Source organism: Pelagicoccus albus, from assembly GCF_014230145.1.
Classification (GTDB): domain Bacteria; phylum Verrucomicrobiota; class Verrucomicrobiia; order Opitutales; family Opitutaceae; genus Pelagicoccus; species Pelagicoccus albus.
Genome location: NZ_JACHVC010000013.1, coordinates 13342 through 30667, shown reverse-complemented (window position 1 = coordinate 30667; position 17326 = coordinate 13342). Strand labels below are relative to the sequence as shown.

At 53.6% G+C, this 17326-nt stretch carries 16 protein-coding genes; 3 read left to right on the top strand and 13 right to left on the bottom strand.

Translation table 11 applies throughout. The features are described 5' to 3' along the window. Nucleotides 1–11: 11 nt before the first annotated feature. On the bottom strand, nucleotides 12–1487 hold the full coding sequence (locus tag H5P27_RS15470) for a xylulokinase (protein WP_185661341.1): 1476 nt from the start codon (nucleotides 1485–1487) through the stop codon (nucleotides 12–14). A 230-nt stretch (nucleotides 1488–1717) separates the two neighbouring features. Here H5P27_RS15470 and H5P27_RS15465 point away from each other — a divergent pair, with 230 nt between their 5' ends. Beyond that, nucleotides 1718–2638: an AraC family transcriptional regulator gene (locus tag H5P27_RS15465; protein ID WP_185661340.1), complete on the top strand. Its 921-nt coding sequence runs from the start codon at nucleotides 1718–1720 to the stop codon at nucleotides 2636–2638. A gap of 41 nt (nucleotides 2639–2679) precedes the next feature. On the opposite strand, the gene H5P27_RS15460 is transcribed toward H5P27_RS15465, so the two are convergent. The 7 genes from H5P27_RS15460 to H5P27_RS15430 all read right to left on the bottom strand — a co-directional run bounded on the left by H5P27_RS15460 (nucleotide 2680) and on the right by H5P27_RS15430 (nucleotide 8564). Continuing rightward, complete coding sequence (locus tag H5P27_RS15460; protein ID WP_185661339.1) at nucleotides 2680–3243, bottom strand: hypothetical protein; 564 nt, start codon at nucleotides 3241–3243, stop codon at nucleotides 2680–2682. Continuing rightward, nucleotides 3244–3771, bottom strand: a complete 528-nt coding sequence (locus H5P27_RS15455; protein WP_221774741.1) for an RNA polymerase sigma factor — start codon at nucleotides 3769–3771, stop codon at nucleotides 3244–3246. It abuts the gene before it with no gap. 64 nt (nucleotides 3772–3835) lie between these two features. Then, on the bottom strand, nucleotides 3836–4882 hold the full coding sequence (locus H5P27_RS15450) for a hypothetical protein (RefSeq protein WP_185661337.1): 1047 nt from the start codon (nucleotides 4880–4882) through the stop codon (nucleotides 3836–3838). Nucleotides 4883–4949: 67 nt separating this feature from the next. Then, nucleotides 4950–5708, bottom strand: coding sequence for an ABC transporter permease (locus tag H5P27_RS15445; RefSeq protein ID WP_185661336.1), 759 nt, complete (start codon nucleotides 5706–5708; stop codon nucleotides 4950–4952). Further along, a complete protein-coding gene (locus H5P27_RS15440; protein ID WP_185661335.1) occupies nucleotides 5705–6625 on the bottom strand; it encodes an ABC transporter ATP-binding protein in 921 nt (306 codons plus the stop codon). Before H5P27_RS15440 ends, H5P27_RS15445 begins: the two co-directional genes overlap by 4 nt. Beyond that, entirely contained in the window at nucleotides 6622–7632 is a 1011-nt protein-coding gene (locus H5P27_RS15435) for an ABC-2 transporter permease (RefSeq protein ID WP_185661334.1), read from the bottom strand. The genes H5P27_RS15440 and H5P27_RS15435 overlap by 4 nt, the downstream gene beginning before the upstream one ends. Further along, nucleotides 7629–8564, bottom strand: a complete 936-nt coding sequence (locus H5P27_RS15430) for an ABC transporter ATP-binding protein (RefSeq protein WP_185661333.1) — start codon at nucleotides 8562–8564, stop codon at nucleotides 7629–7631. Before H5P27_RS15430 ends, H5P27_RS15435 begins: the two co-directional genes overlap by 4 nt. A 179-nt stretch (nucleotides 8565–8743) precedes the next feature. Here H5P27_RS15430 and H5P27_RS15425 point away from each other — a divergent pair, with 179 nt between their 5' ends. After that, entirely contained in the window at nucleotides 8744–9859 is a 1116-nt protein-coding gene (locus tag H5P27_RS15425; RefSeq protein ID WP_185661332.1) for an endo-1,4-beta-xylanase, read from the top strand. A 12-nt stretch (nucleotides 9860–9871) separates the two neighbouring features. Here H5P27_RS15425 and H5P27_RS15420 read toward each other — a convergent pair whose 3' ends face one another. The 3 genes from H5P27_RS15420 to H5P27_RS15410 all read right to left on the bottom strand — a co-directional run bounded on the left by H5P27_RS15420 (nucleotide 9872) and on the right by H5P27_RS15410 (nucleotide 12667). Next, on the bottom strand, nucleotides 9872–10831 hold the full coding sequence (locus H5P27_RS15420; RefSeq protein ID WP_185661331.1) for a pectinesterase family protein: 960 nt from the start codon (nucleotides 10829–10831) through the stop codon (nucleotides 9872–9874). A gap of 161 nt (nucleotides 10832–10992) precedes the next feature. Continuing rightward, complete coding sequence (locus H5P27_RS15415) at nucleotides 10993–11424, bottom strand: VOC family protein (protein ID WP_185661330.1); 432 nt, start codon at nucleotides 11422–11424, stop codon at nucleotides 10993–10995. A gap of 124 nt (nucleotides 11425–11548) precedes the next feature. Next, nucleotides 11549–12667, bottom strand: coding sequence for a DEAD/DEAH box helicase (locus tag H5P27_RS15410; RefSeq protein ID WP_185661329.1), 1119 nt, complete (start codon nucleotides 12665–12667; stop codon nucleotides 11549–11551). 157 nt (nucleotides 12668–12824) lie between these two features. Here H5P27_RS15410 and H5P27_RS15405 point away from each other — a divergent pair, with 157 nt between their 5' ends. Continuing rightward, nucleotides 12825–13247 carry a GtrA family protein gene (locus H5P27_RS15405; protein ID WP_185661328.1) on the top strand — a complete coding sequence of 141 codons (423 nt, stop codon included), beginning with the start codon at nucleotides 12825–12827 and terminating at the stop codon, nucleotides 13245–13247. Between the two features lie 227 nt (nucleotides 13248–13474). Here the strand turns inward: H5P27_RS15405 and H5P27_RS15400 are convergent, their stop codons facing one another. Both H5P27_RS15400 and H5P27_RS15395 read right to left on the bottom strand, forming a co-directional pair. Next, a complete protein-coding gene (locus tag H5P27_RS15400; protein WP_185661327.1) occupies nucleotides 13475–15832 on the bottom strand; it encodes a type IA DNA topoisomerase in 2358 nt (785 codons plus the stop codon). A gap of 337 nt (nucleotides 15833–16169) precedes the next feature. Then, entirely contained in the window at nucleotides 16170–17204 is a 1035-nt protein-coding gene (locus tag H5P27_RS15395; protein WP_185661326.1) for a UDP-3-O-acyl-N-acetylglucosamine deacetylase, read from the bottom strand. Nucleotides 17205–17326 lie beyond the last annotated feature (122 nt).

Here is a 17326-nt window from a genome sequence, read left to right as displayed (position 1 = left end):
GGGTGTTTTGTTTATGAGAGTTTTTGCTCTAGGGCTGTTTTCCATGCCGCATAGGCTTCTGCGTATGGGCCGGTTTCGGGAGCGATGGACTTAACCTGCTTGAGCGAGGCGAAGGCTTCTGGAAGCGACTTGTAGACTCCCGCTCCATAACCAGCTCCGCGAGCAGCGCCCAACGAACCATCTGTCTCGTAAAGATCGATACCCGCTCCACTGATGCTGGAAAGCGTTTTGCAGAAAAGCTCGCTGAGGAACATGTTCGCCTTGCCGGCACGGATTTTAGAAATTTCCAGACCAAGGGGTTTCATAATTTCAATTCCGTATTGGAAAGAAAATACAATACCTTCCTGCAAAGCTCGGCAAATGTGGGCAGACGTATGGCGATTGAAGTCTAGACCGGAAAAAGACGCTCCCAGGTTTTTGTTGCAGAGCACACGCTCTGCCCCGTTTCCAAATGGTAGAGCTGATAAGCCTTCCGCTCCGACCGGAGCCGATTCGGCCAATGCGTTCATCTCCTCATAGCTGGAGATACCGAGCGTACGCTTCACCCACGAGTTGAAGCAACCGGTTCCGTTGATGCAAAGCAAGATACCCAAGCGAGCCGCATCGGGCGTGTGGTTGACGTGGGCGAAAGTATTTACACGCGACTGAGGATCGTAGCGAACTTGGTCGGTCACGCCGTAAACAACACCTGAAGTACCAGCGGTTGCCGCGATCTCACCCGGATTGAGCACGTTTAGCGATAGGGCGTTGTTGGGCTGGTCACCTGCCCGGTAAGAAACGGGTGTTCCTGCGGATAGGCCAAAATCGTCAGCCGCCGCTTTGGTCAAAGTCGCCTGTACCGAAAAGGTGGGTACCACATCGGAAATCAAGTCCGACGAAAAGCCAGCGTGCTCCAATAGGAAATCGCAAACCTGATCCTGTTTGAAGTCCCAGAAGATTCCTTCTGAAAGTCCGGAGGGAGTGGTCTGGGCTTCGCCGGTCAGCTTCATGGCTAGCCAATCTCCAGGCAGCATGATCTTGTGGATTTTGGCGAAAAGTTCCGGCTCGTTTTCCTTGATCCATGCCAATTTCATAGCCGTGAAGTTGCCCGGCGAATTCAACAGGTGGCTTAAGCACTTCTCGCTGCCGATGGCGTCAAACGCTGCCTGACCGTAGCTGACCGCACGGCTATCGCACCAGATGATGGAGGGACGAAGAACCTTCTGGTCCTTGTCCACGCAAACAAGGCCATGCATCTGATACGAGATCCCAATCCCTTTAATCGCGTCTCCGCTGATGCGGGCGGCAGTCATCGCCTCGCGTACGGCGATGCGGGCGTTGTCGTACCACATCTGCGGATCCTGCTCGGCGAATCCCGCTTGAGGAGAATTAATACGCTGCTCTTCTTTCGGGGCGAAAGCGGTTCCGGCACAAACGCCAGTCTCTGCATCCAAAACGGATGCCTTCACGGAGGAGCTTCCAACATCAATACCAATTAAATATGCCATCGTTTCTGAGGGAGGGGGTTCGGGTAAAGGGTACATTATCGCACGATTCCTGGAATTCTGCCTTTAACATTTGCTCAATCTCTAGCATTATCGTCTCACAGTTCGCCCAAGAGTACAACATCCATTTAAGCTCTTTATATACAGCCACTTAAGCTCTTCTCGCCATAGATACAGAGGCACGTAGCCATAAGTTTTCAGGAAATTTACGTCACAATATGAGCACAAACAGCATGAAATCCGATCAAAGCACTGGCGTCGTGGCGGAAGGAGCCAACTATTTCGACAACCCGGACCATCCGCTCACCGTGCGTCGTATCAAGGCGGGAGCAGACAGCGAGATCACTCATGAGCACGATTTGACGGAGGTTCGCCACACCCACGATTTCTGCGAATTGTCGATCATCACCCATGGAGGCGCCATGCATTGGCTAGAGGGAGCTGAGTTCCCCGTGACCACCGGAGATGTTTTCGTACTGCAGGGGCAGCAAAGTCATTACTACTACGACCTCCAGAATCTGGAGATGACCAACATCATGTTCGAGCCGGAGCTGCTCAACCTCCCAGAAAACCGCCTACGAAAGATCCCCGGATATAGAGCCCTCTTCTTGCTAGAGCCGCTCTTTCGCAAGCAACACCGCTTCACCAGTCACTTGCACCTCAACCGGCAACGGCTAGCCCATGCGGAACGCATCTCCATTGAATTGGATACGGAGACGAAACATAAGCGCGAAGGCTACGAAGCAGCAATGTTTGGCAAATTCGTGGAGCTCGTGGTTTACTTGTCTCGGCTCTATCAGGAGAGCGATTCGACCAATGCGGAAGCCCTTCTGCGAGTCGCCAAAGTGATTGGCTGTATCGAGGACGATTTTGCCAAAGCTTGGAAGATCGAGGACTTCGCCGCCATGGCTCACATGTCGCGGGCTAATTTCATGCGAGTCTTCCGAACCGCAACAGGCGAAACGCCTATCAACTACTTGCTGCAGCTGCGTATCCAGAAATCGATGTCATTGCTGGTCAGCACTAAGCGACCCGTTTCGGATATCGCGTTCGAAGTCGGTTTCAACGACAGCAACTACTACACGCGACAGTTCAAAGCGTCCCAAGGAATGAGCCCGCTCGCTTATCGGCGCTCCCATCTTAGCTTGGCATAGGGACTGCGAGTGCGATGCCCTGCCCCAACTTGGTGTAACCCTTAGGAAGCGTTCTCGTCGGAAACGAGGTAACTGGAGGGAACGAAAGTGGTCGCGAGGAAGCTAAGCGCATTTTTGGCATCGGATACAATGTATTCGACTTCCTGATCGAGTGGGTTCTTCCAATCTTCAGTCACGTCTTCCAAGAGTCCGTCAGTGGCCTTTTCGGATTCAATCATAACAATCGCGCCGCTCTCGCCCCCATTCGGCAAGCCGTTGTCCGTATCCAAAAACTGGTAGGCTCCAAGAGCGATCGTAAATGCTGCAGCCGCCATTCCGACTCCCCTTGCCCAACCTGCAAACCCAGCTGACGAGTCAGACTGTTGTTGCTCGGCGAGGTAGTCTTCTTCTGTGATTTGGCGAAGTACTCGCGAAGCCATATCATCGCCCGTAATTGGCTCGCGGTCGTTTGGGCTTCTTTTGAGCGAACGAGTCAGGTCATCGCCAAAACGTTTTTCCGCAGCGAGCGAATCGTCCTTTTGGCAGGCTCTTTCCAACCAAGCCGGCAAAGGTTTGTCCGAGGCTTGGTACCAATTAATCGCAATTCTGTAGAGTGACTTTTTCATCTATGCTTTCCTCGGGTTTTCAATGGTTTGCAACTTCTTGAGCTGGTTGCGAGCGCGGAAGAGGATGATCTTCACGTTGGTCTGGGTCTTGCCCATAACTCGTGAGATTTCCTCGATCGAAAGATCGTCCACGTACTTTAGGGTTAAGGCTTCACGGAAATCGGGTTTCAGCTTTTTAGCAGCTTCCCAGACCCAATCCTTTTCGTCCTCCTGAGCGGCCTCCACATCGGGGGTATCCGCTCCGGCGGCGATATCGTACTCCAAGGCCTCGGTTGGCTTCTTGTCGCGAAAGTGGTTGTAGGCAGTGCGACGGGCTATGGTGTAGAGCCAAGTCGAAAAGCTATACTTGCTGTCGTACCGATGAATGTTCCGGTACGCCTTCACGAAAGTGTCTTGCGTCAAGTCCTCTGCATCCTGCGTATTTCGCGTATAGCGATACAGGAAGTTGCGCAGTTTGTCCTGATGTTGCTCCACCAACCTGGCAAAGCCCGCACGATCGATCCCGTTGCTCGCTGCAAGAGTGTTCATGCTGTCTACGTTTGTGGCGGACGAAGTCACCTTGGGAAGTTTCAGAGAAAGGAAGTTACCGCTACTAAACATTGGTGTATACTACAAGCGTTCGGCTTGCGTCTCCAGATTCGCCTCTATGGCTCGTGGTCGGTGGAGCTGGTGGGGTCGGCGGAGTTGCTCCGTGGCTATGGTTTTCAGTCGCTTCCTTCATCACGGATCCAATTAGGCTGAGGAGCTTATCTACTGGGTAGCTGAAGTCGACTGAGACGAAAGAATCTCCTTGGTCTACCACAACGCCGTTCATGACTTCCACCATACTTTGATTCTCCACTTGGGTAAAGGACGCCAGAGCGACCATGCCTTGCACGATTCGGTACAACTGCAGGGATACTTCCCGACCCGAGGTGGTTAAGATAACGTTGGCCCGAAACAGGCCATCCTTCTCGCCAATTGAGAGCTGCCCGCCTTTGGTCTTTTGCAACATACGGGCCTGCGGCGGCATGTTCTTAAGGCTGTCGATGCCATTGGCAGTGAACATCAAGAAGAAGCCTGCTCCCTCGTTGAGGATCAATGGTTCTTTTGCGGATTCCAAGCTCGGTCCATCGCCTTCCACCACGCGGTAGGCGCGTTCAATCCGGTCGTAGTTCTTTCCGGCGATGGCGTAGTTCTTGTCAGGGAAAGCGAGGAAAAGCTCTCCGCCGAGGAGGTAGCTTTGGTAAGGCTTATCGTCGAGAAGCTCGAGCCCGGTTTCCTTCCCTTCCATTTCCTGATGGGCGATGAATCCGTCAAAGATGGCCTGCATCCGGTCGCCGGTTTTTAGAATGATCACGCTCTCGTTGGCGGCATCGTCCTGAAAGCTGGCTCCGTAGGCTGTGATCGACTTGATCTCGGAGAGCAACAGGTCCACGTCGATGGAGATACTGGATTCGTTGTTCTCCTGGATGAGTTCCTTGAGCTTGGCCACGCCCATCTCGCTGAAAGATGAGTTCATCAGGCCCTCCATGTCGACATGGGCCAGCCATTTGGCGTCCTTATCGATTTCGGATTGAGCAAGTGGGCTCGCCGCCAATCCGCCGGCGAAGGCGACTGCGGAAGCGATGAGTAGGCAAAAGTGTTTCTTTATCGTCATGATAATTCGTTTGTTACCCCTTGTTTCACGAGAGGCGGTTGCTTGGTTACAAAATTAATTCAGAAAATTAGGATTCTTTTTCTCCGCCCACCACATACTTGGATTTGGCGAACAAACTCGCCCCCACTGCGAGCCCCAGAGCTCCCGTGGCCAGAATGTAGCCGAGCGCGGTTCCATCGAGAAAGGAACTGCCATCCAAACCGTAGAGCAATTGCTCCGCATGGTAGGAAATCGCCAAGCGTTGCACCCCATTCGGGATGGCTCCGAGGCCCAGTTCCACAAAGGAATAGTAAAAGATGCCAAAGACCACGAACTTTGAGGTGAAGGAGCTTATCGCCCCTGAAATCGCCGCAAAACTGGCAACTACCGCCGTCACTGTTACCCAAAGCAGCAACAAGCTTGATACCCCGATCGCCCCTTGGATCAGGCCGACCAAACTAATCCCTAGCAGAGCTGGATAGATGATCGCAAAACACCCGAGAAGAGAGCTCAGATAAAAACCGAAAAAGAGCTCCACTTTGCCGACTGGACGCGTCCAAAGGTATTCGATTGTCCCGTCCTTCATTTCGCTTCGCAGCGTTTCGCCTCCTTTAGTCAGGCAAAAGATGGGCAGGAAGGTTAAGGCGAAGACACCTCGAATTAGCCCCAAGTACCGCTCCGAGAAATCGTCGCTGCCCCAGGCCAACAGTCCAAGGAGTACCAAAGCGATGCCAAAGACCGCTCCGCTTCGCGCTAGGGCGAAAGGCGTGGTCAATTCGCGTATTTTGATGAAGACCAATCCGCGAATGGCCCCGAAGCTCGCTTTTGCATTCGTGCTGCCGTTCATCGAGTCATCCTTTCAAATATGCTGGAAAGCGCTTGGTTCTTGTTTCGCAGTTCGTAGACCTCTGCGTCGCAGCCGGAAAAATGATCCGGCCAATTGGCGAGGAAGGCCTCTGGCTCGTTGACCCAAATAGTTAGGTCCATCCCGTCCGCCAAAAATCCTCGCAGCAGGCCCTTAGACTGCAGATGGGCTGCCAGACTGGATGCGTCGGAGCAGCGGATCGAAATCTCATCCGACCATTCCACCACCGTCTTACGCAGATCGATCTGGTTCCCGGAAGCGAGCACGCGTCCCCAGTTTAGCATTACAAATCCGCTGCAGAGAAACTCTAGCTCGTGTAAGATATGGCTGGATACCAGAATGCTTTTCCCGGCCTCGTTCAGCTCCTTCAGGATATCTCCGAACTCCGCCCGCCCCATCGGATCTAGGCCGTTCATCGGCTCATCGAGGATCACGAGTTTCGGGTCATGCATAATGGCTTGGGCAAGTTTTACCCGCTGCTTCATGCCTTTCGAATAGGTCCCAATTCGCTTCTTCCAATGAATCTCCGGCAAACGGGCGCGACGAAGGGCTTTTTCGGCCAGAGACTTGGTTTCCTTCCAGGAGGTACCTGAAACAGATGCGAGAGCCCGCAACCAGTCCAACGGCCGCAGATCCTTTGGCAATTGCTCCCGCTCGGGGCAATAGCCGATCTGGCTGAGCAAGGCTTTGTTATTTCTCGGGCGTTCGCCAAAAACGGTGAGACTGCCTGACGACGGAGCCAGCTGTCCGGTAACGAGTTTGATGAGCGTACTTTTTCCAGCTCCGTTCGGACCAACCAATCCCGTTATCCCAGCCGGTACCTCGAAGCTAACATTGTTTAGGCCCAGCACGATTCCGTAGAAGCAGCTCAGCTCTTCCGCTTTGATTATCGAATTCATGATGCACGCACCTTTCTGCTCACAATTACGATCGAAACCGCGCAGTAGCAGGCCAAAGCCATTAGCGGCAAAACGATTTCCCCATTGCTAATCGGCAGCTCCGCTGGATCCGTCCCGTCGCTGACCTTGCGGAAGAGCCCCCCGAAGAAGGGCAACATTCCTTGGGCATCCACTACCAAATCAAGCATTCGATAGATACCGCCCGAAACGGCACGCAAGGCGTTGACAGGACTTAGGTATTGAAGAGCTGGATGCGCGAATTGGGCCGCTCCAGAAATCATCCCCAAGGAAATCCACCCAAGAATCCAATAGGTCACTGCCGCTCCTGTCTTACGGGCCAAAGAAGAAATCAGCATGGCAAGACAGCTTAGCGAAACGACCGCCACAATGCCGATCGTCAATCCGCGCACTAGCGATGGAAAGGAGTGATAGAAAAAGGACCAATCTGGCGAAAGCAAGTTACTCAACAACCACGATCCAACGACAGGAAAAATCCAGATTATGGAAAGTATAGTAGAAACGACCATGAACTTTCCGATCAGATAGTCCCAGCGAGTCAGAGCCTTACTATTATAAATTACGATGGCATTGCTGGCGAGGTCTCCCGAGATTAGCTTATGCACAAAGAGCGCCACGATGACCATGGTTAAAAAGGGGCAACTGAAACTGAAGAAGTAGTAGATCACTCGATACACCCCATCGACACAAATCTCTGGATACAGAAGAGCCCAAGATGTGAGAGCCCTGAAAAGGTCGGTCACTTCCTTCCCTCCCATGCCCTCAAGCCAGAGAAGCAAAGCGCTCTCGGGAGCGACCAATTGGCCGAACAAAAAGAAGAATCCGGACATGACGAGCATCTGGGCTAGTGAAAGGATCAAGAAGATCCGGATTACTTTTCCTCCCAGACAAAGCTTTAGACCATAGCGGGCGATAGAGAGCCGTCGCGTCCAGACGCCTACACTCTCCCCTTCCCAGCGACGATATTGGGCAGACCATGCGTGTTTCACAGTGCCACCTCCCGCTTTGTTTCAAGGGCCTGAAGAAAGAGTTCGTTCAAGGCATTGGGGCTCTCCTTGATTTCCAATGGAACGATGCCCGACTCCCGCATGAGCGAGATTAGAGGATTTAGCGAAGCCTCCCCGTGCTCTACCTTGAGATTACCATTGTTGAGCATCCGAGCAGGCCATCCTTTTTCAGCCAACAAGTTCATAAGCCGCTCTTTCTGGTCTGCCACCACGACTTCTGCTTCGGGACGGCGTCGGCTCTTCAAAGCTGCTAGCGTATCATGGGCTACGATTTGTCCTTGGGCGATAATTACGATCCGATCGCAGATTCGATCCACGTCATGCAAGAGGTGCGATGAGAGCACCACACTGATGCCAGACTCCTTCCAAATACGTTCGATCAACTCCAGAATCAAAGCCTGCCCCTTGGGATCCAGACCATTGGTCGGCTCATCCAAAAACACCAGATCCGGATCATGCACCAACGCTTGGGCGATCTTTATTCGCTGTTTCATACCGGTGGAATAAGTATCCACTTTCCGGTAGCGCTCTTGCCCCATACCGACGAAGTCCAACATCTCATGGGCACGCTGCCGGGCTGCTTCAAATGGCATTCCACTCAACTCACCGCAGTAGGTAACGTATTCGCAGCCAACCATTCCAGGGATATGGCAATCCTGTTCCGGCGCGTAGCCAATCCTGCGTCGCGTTTCGCGACCGAACTGATCGATATCCGCACCCAGCAGACTAACCGAACCGGCGTCCTTTTGTTCGAGCTGCAACAGGCACTTAATAAAGGTCGATTTCCCGGCACCATTCGGGCCGAGCAAGCCAATAGCTCCGGGCGGCAGCGTTAGGTCCACTTTATTGAGGACTGTTTGAGGTCCGTAGCGTTTGAGCAAGCCACGGGCCTCGATGACGTTGGTATAAGACATAGGCAAAGAGGAGAGAAGGTCCGACTGAATTACACTGCGACCCTAAGGGAAGTTACAGCTTTTTTCCAAAATCGTCGGTAGGCGTAAGGCGTTGTCCTATCGAAAGAGCTCCGCAAAGGTCGCCTTGAGGAATATCTACCTCATGAATACCTGCCGAACAAACCGCCTTTCCCAACCCCATGAGATTAATCCCTTCGCTTTCCTTATCCCTCTTATTCGCGTCCAGCCTCAGCTTCGCCGAGCCCGCAGCATCGCTGAAAGACACATTCGCCAGTACTTTCCAAATGGGGACTGCCTTGGACCATACTTTCTTGGAAAATTTGGAAAATCCGGCCTTCGACATCGTCGAAACCCATTTCCAGATTCTCACCGCCACCAACGCTATGAAGTGGGAACCGACCCAGCCGGAAAACGGAAAATTCGACTTCACCCAAGCAGACACTCTAGTTCGCTACGCAAAGGAAGGCGGATTTGAAATGGTCGGCCACACGCTCTTTTGGCACAGCCAGGCGCCGGACTGGATTTTTGAAGACGAGAACGGCGAGGAAGTAGACCGAGAAACCTTACTGGAACGCATGCGAGACCGGGCCCGTATGATGGCCGCCCGCTACGGCGACTTCGTAAAGATCTGGGACGTGGTCAACGAATCCATCGAAAACGACGGATCCTGGCGGGAATCGAAATTCCACAAGATCATCGGAGATGACTTTACCGAGCAAGGCTTCCGCATCGCCATGGAAGAGCTGCCTGCAGATGCCAAACTCCTGTACAACGACTATGGGATGACCAACGCCGGACGTCGCGACGCAGTGGTCCGCATGGTGAAGGACTTCCAGGCCAAAGGTGTGCGTATCGACGGGATCGGCATGCAAGGTCATTGGGGTATGGATTACCCGAGTACAGAGGATCTGGAAGCGAGCCTCGACGCCTTTGCATCCACCGGTCTGCCGATCCATATCACTGAACTCGACGTCGACTTCCTAGGAAAGGACAACCTAGCGGGAGCGAATATAGGCCGCAAAAAGCTGGTAGCGAATTCCCAGAACAATCTCTACCCGAGCGGCGTATTGCCCGCAGAGGAAGAAGAACGCTTTGCAGAACGCTACGGAGAGATATTCGAAATCTTGGTACGAAACGCCGAGAAGATCGACCGCGTCACCTTCTGGGGCGTCACGGATAAGGACTCTTGGCTCAACAACTTCCCCGTTCGCGGGCGAACCAATTTTTCATTGCTCTTCAACCGCGCGAACGAAGCGCGCCCCGCGCTGAAGGCAGTTGTCGAGACCGCAGAATAAACTGGAGCGAATTTAGAATTCCCAGCCAGCCAGGACCGACTCCTTCGAGTAATCGCTCAAATCGGATTTGCTGAGCTGGTGGCTCCATTCCACACGCTGCTTGGCCACTTTCTTGGAGCCTTTAGCGATGTATTCAGCATAGAATACAGTCTGCTCAGGCTTTTCCCAGCCCCAGTTCTTCCAGCCCTCCGAGTTGATACCGTCCCCATAATCACAGTCGATGAATACGGTACGGGCAAACTTACGCCACGGGCGACCGAGATAGACTTCACCCACTCCCTCTGCTCGCTCCACCGTGCAGCGGTTAAAAACGAATCCGTAAGCGCTAGACTGTGGTGTCGAAGCCGCCGTAATGTAGGAGCCCGATTTGCACAGCAGGACACAATCCTCGAAAAACGCAGTCGCTTCCCCGAAGATATAATCGACGGTTCCCTCGATATGGCACTTTTCGAAGTACTGCCGGTTTCCCTCACCCGCCAAGTAAACCGTGTCCTGATTGCCCAGCAGCTTGCATTCGTAGAAGGCGCAGCGATCACCTTCCACTCGCAGAGCGATGGCCTGACCAACAGGACCAGAGGTGTTCGCCACCGTGATGTTTCGAGCCGTAAAGTCATTGGCCAAAACTTCTAGAGTCGCGGTGAAAAAGGTACTGTTACGCCCACGGTCGACCGCCTTGAAATTCGAGTTGTAAGCGATCACGACCTCGCCTTCCCCAACCAAACTCAACTTGGTATTCCAAGCTGGCACAGTAACCTTCTCGCGATAACGCCCTTCTTTGATCCGGATTGTGATAGGCAAGTCAGGGAATGACTTGCAGTCGTCGATGGCGTCCTGGATGCGAAAGAAATCGCCGCTGCCATCGCTGGCTACGGTGTATTCCGTTTTGTATTCAGCAAATGCCGACGGCAGGATCGCCAAAAGGGCGATGATTAACGCGGAGAGGCGAAATGGTATTAGGGGCGAGGTATCCATAAAGGGGGTAACCTCAAAAGTGTTCGCTCGTGGAGGCTAAGGCAAGACCCCATGCTCTCACCTCGAGAAAAGTCATTTTCTACTAAAAACCTGGGCGTCGTCTTCAGTCCGATCTTAAACGATTCGAATGTAACAAGAGTCCCGAAACGGGTACCGCGGGCTTAGCGGCGGGAAAATTGCAGGCTATTCTCCGTGTACTGCATCAGTTCCACATCATTTCCGTCCGGATCTTTGATCCAGCACTGATAGGAGTTGTCGATGCCCATAATAATATCGGTGGCCGAAATGTCCTTTTCCAGTAGGCTCGCACGCAAGGCTTCGAGATCAGTCACCTCGAGGCAAAAATGACGATAAAAGGTCGGTCCGCCTTGCTTCATAGCCACGACCTCGCCTCCCCATTTTTTGACCGCTCCACTTTGGTCGAAGATTTCTATAAAGGTATCATCTCCGCAGTCCAAGTACCAGCCAATCGGCGAGCCTTCGTCGGAGTTCATTTCGAAGGCGATCGGGAAACCGAAGGCTTTTTGGTAAAAGGCAACCAACTCTAGCGGCTGGTCGGAAAAGAAGCAGACATGGGCAAGTCGTTTGATCATGGATACGCTGGGTCAGGGGTTCAGGAATCGGCTTATTCCGATTCCGAAAAACATTACCCATACTCTAGCATCCACGCTCTCCTGCCAAGCGGAGACTTATGTGAGAGCAATAGAGCTCCCTTCCCTAGTCCTGCCTGATCTGGCGGAACTTGATGTGTAGCTCCTCCTCGATCTCTTTGATCCGCTTGAAGTCACCCTTGGTAATGAAGCTCATGGAAACTCCCTTCCGGCCAGCTCGAGCAGTTCTGCCGCTGCGATGCGTGTAGTACTCGATTTGATCCGGTAGTTGGTGATGCACTACGAAGGCGAGTCCTTCCACATCGATCCCGCGAGCAGAAACGTCGGTGGACACAAGAATCTCGGAGCGTTCCTTGCGGAAGCCGCGCATCACTTTGTCTCGCTCCTTTTGCGAGAGATCGCCCTGCAGGGTGGCCACTTCGAAGCCGCGTTCTTCCAGCTCCTTCGATAGATTCTGCGCCCCCGCTTTGGAGCGACAGAATACCACGCCGCGGCGTCCCTTTTGGGCTTTGATGAAGCGGGCAATTTCGTCCGGCTTTTCCTCGATAGTGCAAACCGTGTACCAGTGCTCGATGTTCGGGTTGACCGGATTCTTGCGGTCGATGGTCATACGTTCCGCGTCAGGAGAAAGGTAACGCTCCACCATCTGCTTTACGCCTTTCGGCATGGTGGCGGAGAAAAGCCAAGTACGGTTCGCTCCCCGGGTAAAACCAAGGATCTTGGTCAGGTCGTCCTGAAAGCCGAGGCTTAGCATCTCGTCCGCTTCATCGAGGATGAGCGTATCGATCTTGGAAAGGTCGACCGCATTCGCCTTGAGCAAATCGATCAAGCGGCCGGGAGTGGCCACCACAATGTGAGTGGGACGCGAAAGCGCGGCGATCTGCCCTTCGATCTTTTCCCCACCTGCCACGGCCTCTGTGAAAATCTTGGCGGTATATTTGGTGTAGTGAAAAAGTTGCTTGGCGATCTGCTTGGCCAACTCGCGGGTCGGACTGAGGATGAGAGCCTGCACCTCCTTCTTTTTGGGGTCGATATTTTGCAGCAAGGGCAAACCGAATGCAGCCGTCTTGCCGGTACCTGTCTGGGCCTGGCAAACGAAGTCCCCCTTGGTTTGCAGGAGGTAGGGAATGGCCCGTTCCTGCACTTCCGTCGGCTCGTAGATTCCCTTTTCTTCGATCCCTTTTATCAGGTCCGCAGCTACTCCTAATTCCTTAAATGTCTTCATATCGCTTGGCCTGCGACTAGATGGAGGCTCTCTGGCGTTTGTCAAACTACGACGCAGCCCTCGCTGCGTTACAAGCGTTCGTAGATAGAGAAATCATTTGCATCTCCGCGGCAGTCTCAATTAGTACCCGCCCATTCCGAATCCCTCGGACCTTGTGATGGACCAAACTCGTAAAACACTAGCCCAGGCCAGCCGCTTCCTCCTCGTGAGTGGAGTTTCACTCGCGATTGACTACGGAGTCTACTCTTTGCTGAGCCAATACAGCGGCCTTAGTAGCTCCTGGGCTAAGCGAGTCAGTTTCGCCTGCATTTTCATCTGGGGATACTTCGCTCACAAGCATTTCACTTTCCAAAACCGAGGCTTCAATGCAAGCGAACCCATCCGCTTCACCCTTCTCTACCTGACAGGCTGGGCGCTCAACAGCGTGGTCCATGACGTTTCGGCCTCTCAGCCAGGCGCCTCCGATCCCGCATTCCTTGCAGCCACGTTCGTTTGGGCCATTTGGAATTTCGCCGGGCAAAAGCTGTTTGTCTTCCGTCATCGCCGTGAAGACGAAAGTCAGACGGAAAGAGAGTCCTGAGGCTTCACGCCTCTCCGCACAAGGAAGGGGCAGAGCCGTCGAAAAAGGCCGCTGCCCCCTCGTTGGTAGTGAATCCGCCGGCTGATAAGTGAATATCCGACGAACTTAAATTCTCAGGGTAACCGGAAACGGTTGAGAGGTGGGAGCCGAGTTTCCAGTGTGAAAAGTCGGTAGTACGTAAGTGCCCTTACAGCAATAAAATAGCGACCCTAGCTGAGCCTAGTGTTTCAGCTGAAGTCGAACTGCACTTTGCCGCCCTTGATTTTCAGCTTCGCGCTGAATTCCTTGCCAGCCTTGCTCTTGAATCCGTCCAACTGCGGGGTTTCTCTTTTTTCAAGCAGAAGCGTGGCTTCCTCCTCTGAAAGTTCACGCTGGGCGATCTGCTTCCAGATAACAAATTTACAGCCATTTTTCCAATTGCAGCAGCCCCAGCCTTTGGTCCCTTCCACCACGGCGCTACCGCAAAGCGGGCAGTCTCCAAACTTCTCATGCCCTCCGGTGTCCTGGCTGCTTTCGATCCGTTCGTACTTCAACGCTCCCCCTTTACCCAAGGTCAAAAAGCCCATGAACTTCTTCCCTCCGTCATCGATCGGATGCGCCTCCAGAGTTCGCCCATTGTACAACAGCTCCCGCATGAGGGATGGCTGAAATTGCATTCCCAGCGTTCCGTCCTTGATGACGAACTTGCAGCCGTCCCGCCAGCTCGAGCAACCGTATCCGGTTTTTCCGCGCATCACCGGAGCCCTGCATTTCGGACAGGGGCCGAGATTTTTCAGGTCCACCGTCTTGCCCGCATCGTTGGCGAGAATCTCCCGAGTGTACTCGATTACGTCCTCCATGAACTTGGACGCATCCTGCTCGCCGCGCTCTACCTTCTTGAGACGGAACTCCCAATCTCCCGTCAGCTCCGGCGACTTGAGCCGCTCATCCTGGATTAGCGAAATAAGATGTCGCCCACTGTCGGTGCTGATCAGGTTCTTCTTTTTTCGCTCCACGTATTTCCTCTGAATCAGCACCTCGATGATGGATGCCCGCGTAGCAGGAGTTCCAACGCCTTTGTCCTTCAGGGCTTCCTTAAGCTCCTCGTCGTCCACGATCTTACCGGCCGTCTCCATAAGTGAAAGCAGGGTCGCTTCCGTAAAACGCTTGGGAGGATTCGTCTTGAATTTTTCGATACTCGGCTGGTGCGGATTGCTTTCGCCAATCTGGAAATTTGGCATGGCCGCACTCTCCTCAGACGAACTTCCCTTGGCCCGCTTCTTGGCTGCTTTCTTCGCGGGTTTGGCAGAAAAGATCTGCGGGTAAAGCGACTGCCAACCAGCATCGATCAAAACGGTTCCCCGAGCCCGAAACAGCTCTTCCGCCGCCTTTGCTTCCACCGTAGTGACCGCTTTGATACATGGGGGGTAAAAAACTGATATCAGACGCAACAGCACCGCTTCGTAGACCCGGCTCTCATCCTCGTTCAAGTTGCCGGGCAAGTCATCGGTCGGAATGATGGCGTGGTGATCGGATACCTTGCTGTCGTCGATAATCCGCTTGCTGAAGTCTAGCTTCTCCAAATCCAAGGCTTCCACTTCCTTCGGCTTCAAAGCTGCCAATCTCTTGAGTAGCGGAGCAATCGTCGGCTGCAAATCAGTCGAAAGGTAGCGACTATCCGTACGCGGATAGGTGATGTGCTTTTGCTCGTAAAGATTCTGGGCGATGCGCAGCGTCTGGTCTGCGGTGAAGCCGTAGCGGCGGTTCATCTCGCGCTGCAGTTCCGTCAAGTCGAACAAGAGCGGCGGATTGGTGCGTTCTTCCTTCTGCTGCACGTCGACCACTTCCATCGGCTGGCCTTCCACTTTGGCCAGCAAGGCCTTGGCCTCCTCCTCCTTGACGATTTTTCCGCCAGTGTGGCGAAATTTCGTCTCGCGGCAGATACTGTGCACCTCCCAGAAATCTTCCGATTTGAAGGACTCGATTTCCGTATCGCGCCCTACGATCATCGCAAGAATCGGCGTCTGTACACGACCGAGGCTGAGCAGTAGGTTCCGCTTGCCGTATTCAACTGTGAAATACCGTGTCGCATTGAGACCGACGATCCAGTCCGCTTCGCTTCGGCAGCGGGCCGCAGCATGCAAAGTATCGAACTCCTTACCTTCCTTCAGACCGGCAAAACCTTTGCTGATGGCGGAAGCGGTAAGGGAGCTAATCCAGAGTCGCTTCACCGGCTTACCCACGCAACCCGCCCACTCCAAAATGTAGCGGAAAATCAATTCTCCCTCTCGACCGGCGTCCGTGGCGCAGATGATTTCGTCGGCATCCGTAAAGAGCTTCTTCACCGTCTCGAGTTGTTTGCGGGCTCCATCGTCCCCACGAGCTCGCAATTCAAATCGATCAGGAATGATCGGCAGCAAGCTCAGTTTCCAGGATTTCCACTCTGGTCGATACTCCTCCGGCTCCTTGAGTTCCACCAGATGACCAAACGCCCAAGTCACCGCCCAATCCGCTCCAGACAGATAGCCGTCGTTTCGTTGAGTCGCCTTAAGGTGTTTGGCGATGTCGCGAGCGACGGAGGGTTTTTCGGCGAGGACAACTTTCATGCGGGAAGTTGGCCGAACCAATGAAAGCGGCGAGCAATGTCAACGGCTCTTGCTCGCTGAACCAATTCGCCCCTCGGAGCGCCTCTAATAATTTTTCCCGGTAACGAAGCTCCGGCTATCGCTTCCCTCGCTCCTGAAAAAAGAAGCGCCTCCAGACTACCACACCTGGAGGCGACTCAGAGTTGAACAAACGAAATACACAACGATTAGAAACGTTGAGTTGCTTCATTTAATCGACTCTTTGAAAGCCCAGTACAGCAGCGCCGAAGATTCTGGTCGCCCCTGGGAAATCTTCAGTCCGATTTTACAAAAACAGAGGCGGTCCAAGAAAGATCCCCTAGACTTCCTTCAGGACATCGTAAGCGTAGAGCAGCTTCACCATCTCCACATCCGGATAGTGCCCGCCCTTATAGTCCACGATTTTGCCCACAAAACGGCCTTCGTCGATTAGGGCCAAGGCCGCCAGCAAGTCTAGCACAGCGCGGTGCCAGGCGGCTTCCAGCGACTTTCCGTTCTCTAGGTGAGTCGCCACATTCGAGTACTTGTTCTTGCCCGCGATGAGCACGTTGTTCGCGTTGTAGCCGAGATTTCGGGATTCCGCAAAAAGCTTGCCGATGGTGCTCACCAAAAGCTTCTGGCGAGCCGTGGTATTGGTGCGAGCGGTGGAACCGTGCAGGAAGGATCGGTCATTATTGACGAAGCGAATTCTCTGTTGGCCGATCGCATTGGGGAAATCGCGAGCGCAGTCGATTCGAAGGGCGAAATCTCCGTCATCGATTGGATCGATTCTCAATATGCCACCGTGTGGCGTGAGGAGCGAAACCCGCTCTTTGACAGTGAAATAACGCACCTTGCCATCCAACTCCCTACGGCCGGCCGCATTGATGGCTTCCACCAGCTCCTTGCTGCCTTCGTTGAAAAGGGGCGGATCTCCGGAATCGAGCTTGATCAGGAGATTGTCCACATCCATGCCGGCCTTCAGGGCGATGATATGCTCCACGAGGCGGACGTAATTGTGCGAAGAACCGGAACGCAACACGATGTTGCTCACGATCTCTCCAGTCGTCCAAACGTTGCGGATCGAGACCTTGATGGGCCGCGAATCAGGCAAATCCGTTCGCTGTAACCACCAGCCACTCAACTCCGTAGGCTCCAGTCTGAGCGTGCGAATCGCGTTCTTGGAAAACGTGCCCGGAGCGCTCACTTCCATGGCATTGGCTATGGTGCGAGGACGATCAAGTCTTGGAGCTGGCGCGTCGCCGCTCCAGTCCTGGTCGACCGCTAGCGAATTAAACGCAGCCAATGCCTTGGCTAAATCCTCCTCGTTGCCTTCGAGCACTTGCCCGAGTTCGTCCTTTGTCGTTTCGCTCATTACCTTGGAAAAGCGTGTAACAGGACAAGCTAAGAGCTTCGGTTCAAGCCATAAGTCCGAGTTTCGAAGCCTTTCTTGGACCTGCAAATGAGACTCGCAAGCCCTCAAAACCCTCCCCTTCT

Excerpts from the sequence above, each read along its gene's own strand:
- H5P27_RS15405 (WP_185661328.1), top strand. The coding sequence starts at position 12,825 with ATGGACCAAACTCGTAAAACACTAGCCCAGGCCAGCCGCTTCCTCCTC.
- H5P27_RS15440 (WP_185661335.1), bottom strand. The coding sequence starts at position 6,625 with ATGAATTCGATAATCAAAGCGGAAGAGCTGAGCTGCTTCTACGGAATC.
- H5P27_RS15465 (WP_185661340.1), top strand. The coding sequence starts at position 1,718 with ATGAAATCCGATCAAAGCACTGGCGTCGTGGCGGAAGGAGCCAACTAT.
- H5P27_RS15395 (WP_185661326.1), bottom strand. The coding sequence starts at position 17,204 with ATGAGCGAAACGACAAAGGACGAACTCGGGCAAGTGCTCGAAGGCAAC.
- H5P27_RS15410 (WP_185661329.1), bottom strand. The coding sequence starts at position 12,667 with ATGAAGACATTTAAGGAATTAGGAGTAGCTGCGGACCTGATAAAAGGG.
- H5P27_RS15460 (WP_185661339.1), bottom strand. The coding sequence starts at position 3,243 with ATGAAAAAGTCACTCTACAGAATTGCGATTAATTGGTACCAAGCCTCG.
- H5P27_RS15425 (WP_185661332.1), top strand. The coding sequence starts at position 8,744 with ATGAGATTAATCCCTTCGCTTTCCTTATCCCTCTTATTCGCGTCCAGC.
- H5P27_RS15450 (WP_185661337.1), bottom strand. The coding sequence starts at position 4,882 with ATGACGATAAAGAAACACTTTTGCCTACTCATCGCTTCCGCAGTCGCC.
- H5P27_RS15470 (WP_185661341.1), bottom strand. The coding sequence starts at position 1,487 with ATGGCATATTTAATTGGTATTGATGTTGGAAGCTCCTCCGTGAAGGCA.
- H5P27_RS15455 (WP_221774741.1), bottom strand. The coding sequence starts at position 3,771 with ATGAACACTCTTGCAGCGAGCAACGGGATCGATCGTGCGGGCTTTGCC.
- H5P27_RS15415 (WP_185661330.1), bottom strand. The coding sequence starts at position 11,424 with ATGATCAAACGACTTGCCCATGTCTGCTTCTTTTCCGACCAGCCGCTA.
- H5P27_RS15445 (WP_185661336.1), bottom strand. The coding sequence starts at position 5,708 with ATGAACGGCAGCACGAATGCAAAAGCGAGCTTCGGGGCCATTCGCGGA.
- H5P27_RS15400 (WP_185661327.1), bottom strand. The coding sequence starts at position 15,832 with ATGAAAGTTGTCCTCGCCGAAAAACCCTCCGTCGCTCGCGACATCGCC.
- H5P27_RS15420 (WP_185661331.1), bottom strand. The coding sequence starts at position 10,831 with ATGGATACCTCGCCCCTAATACCATTTCGCCTCTCCGCGTTAATCATC.
- H5P27_RS15430 (WP_185661333.1), bottom strand. The coding sequence starts at position 8,564 with ATGTCTTATACCAACGTCATCGAGGCCCGTGGCTTGCTCAAACGCTAC.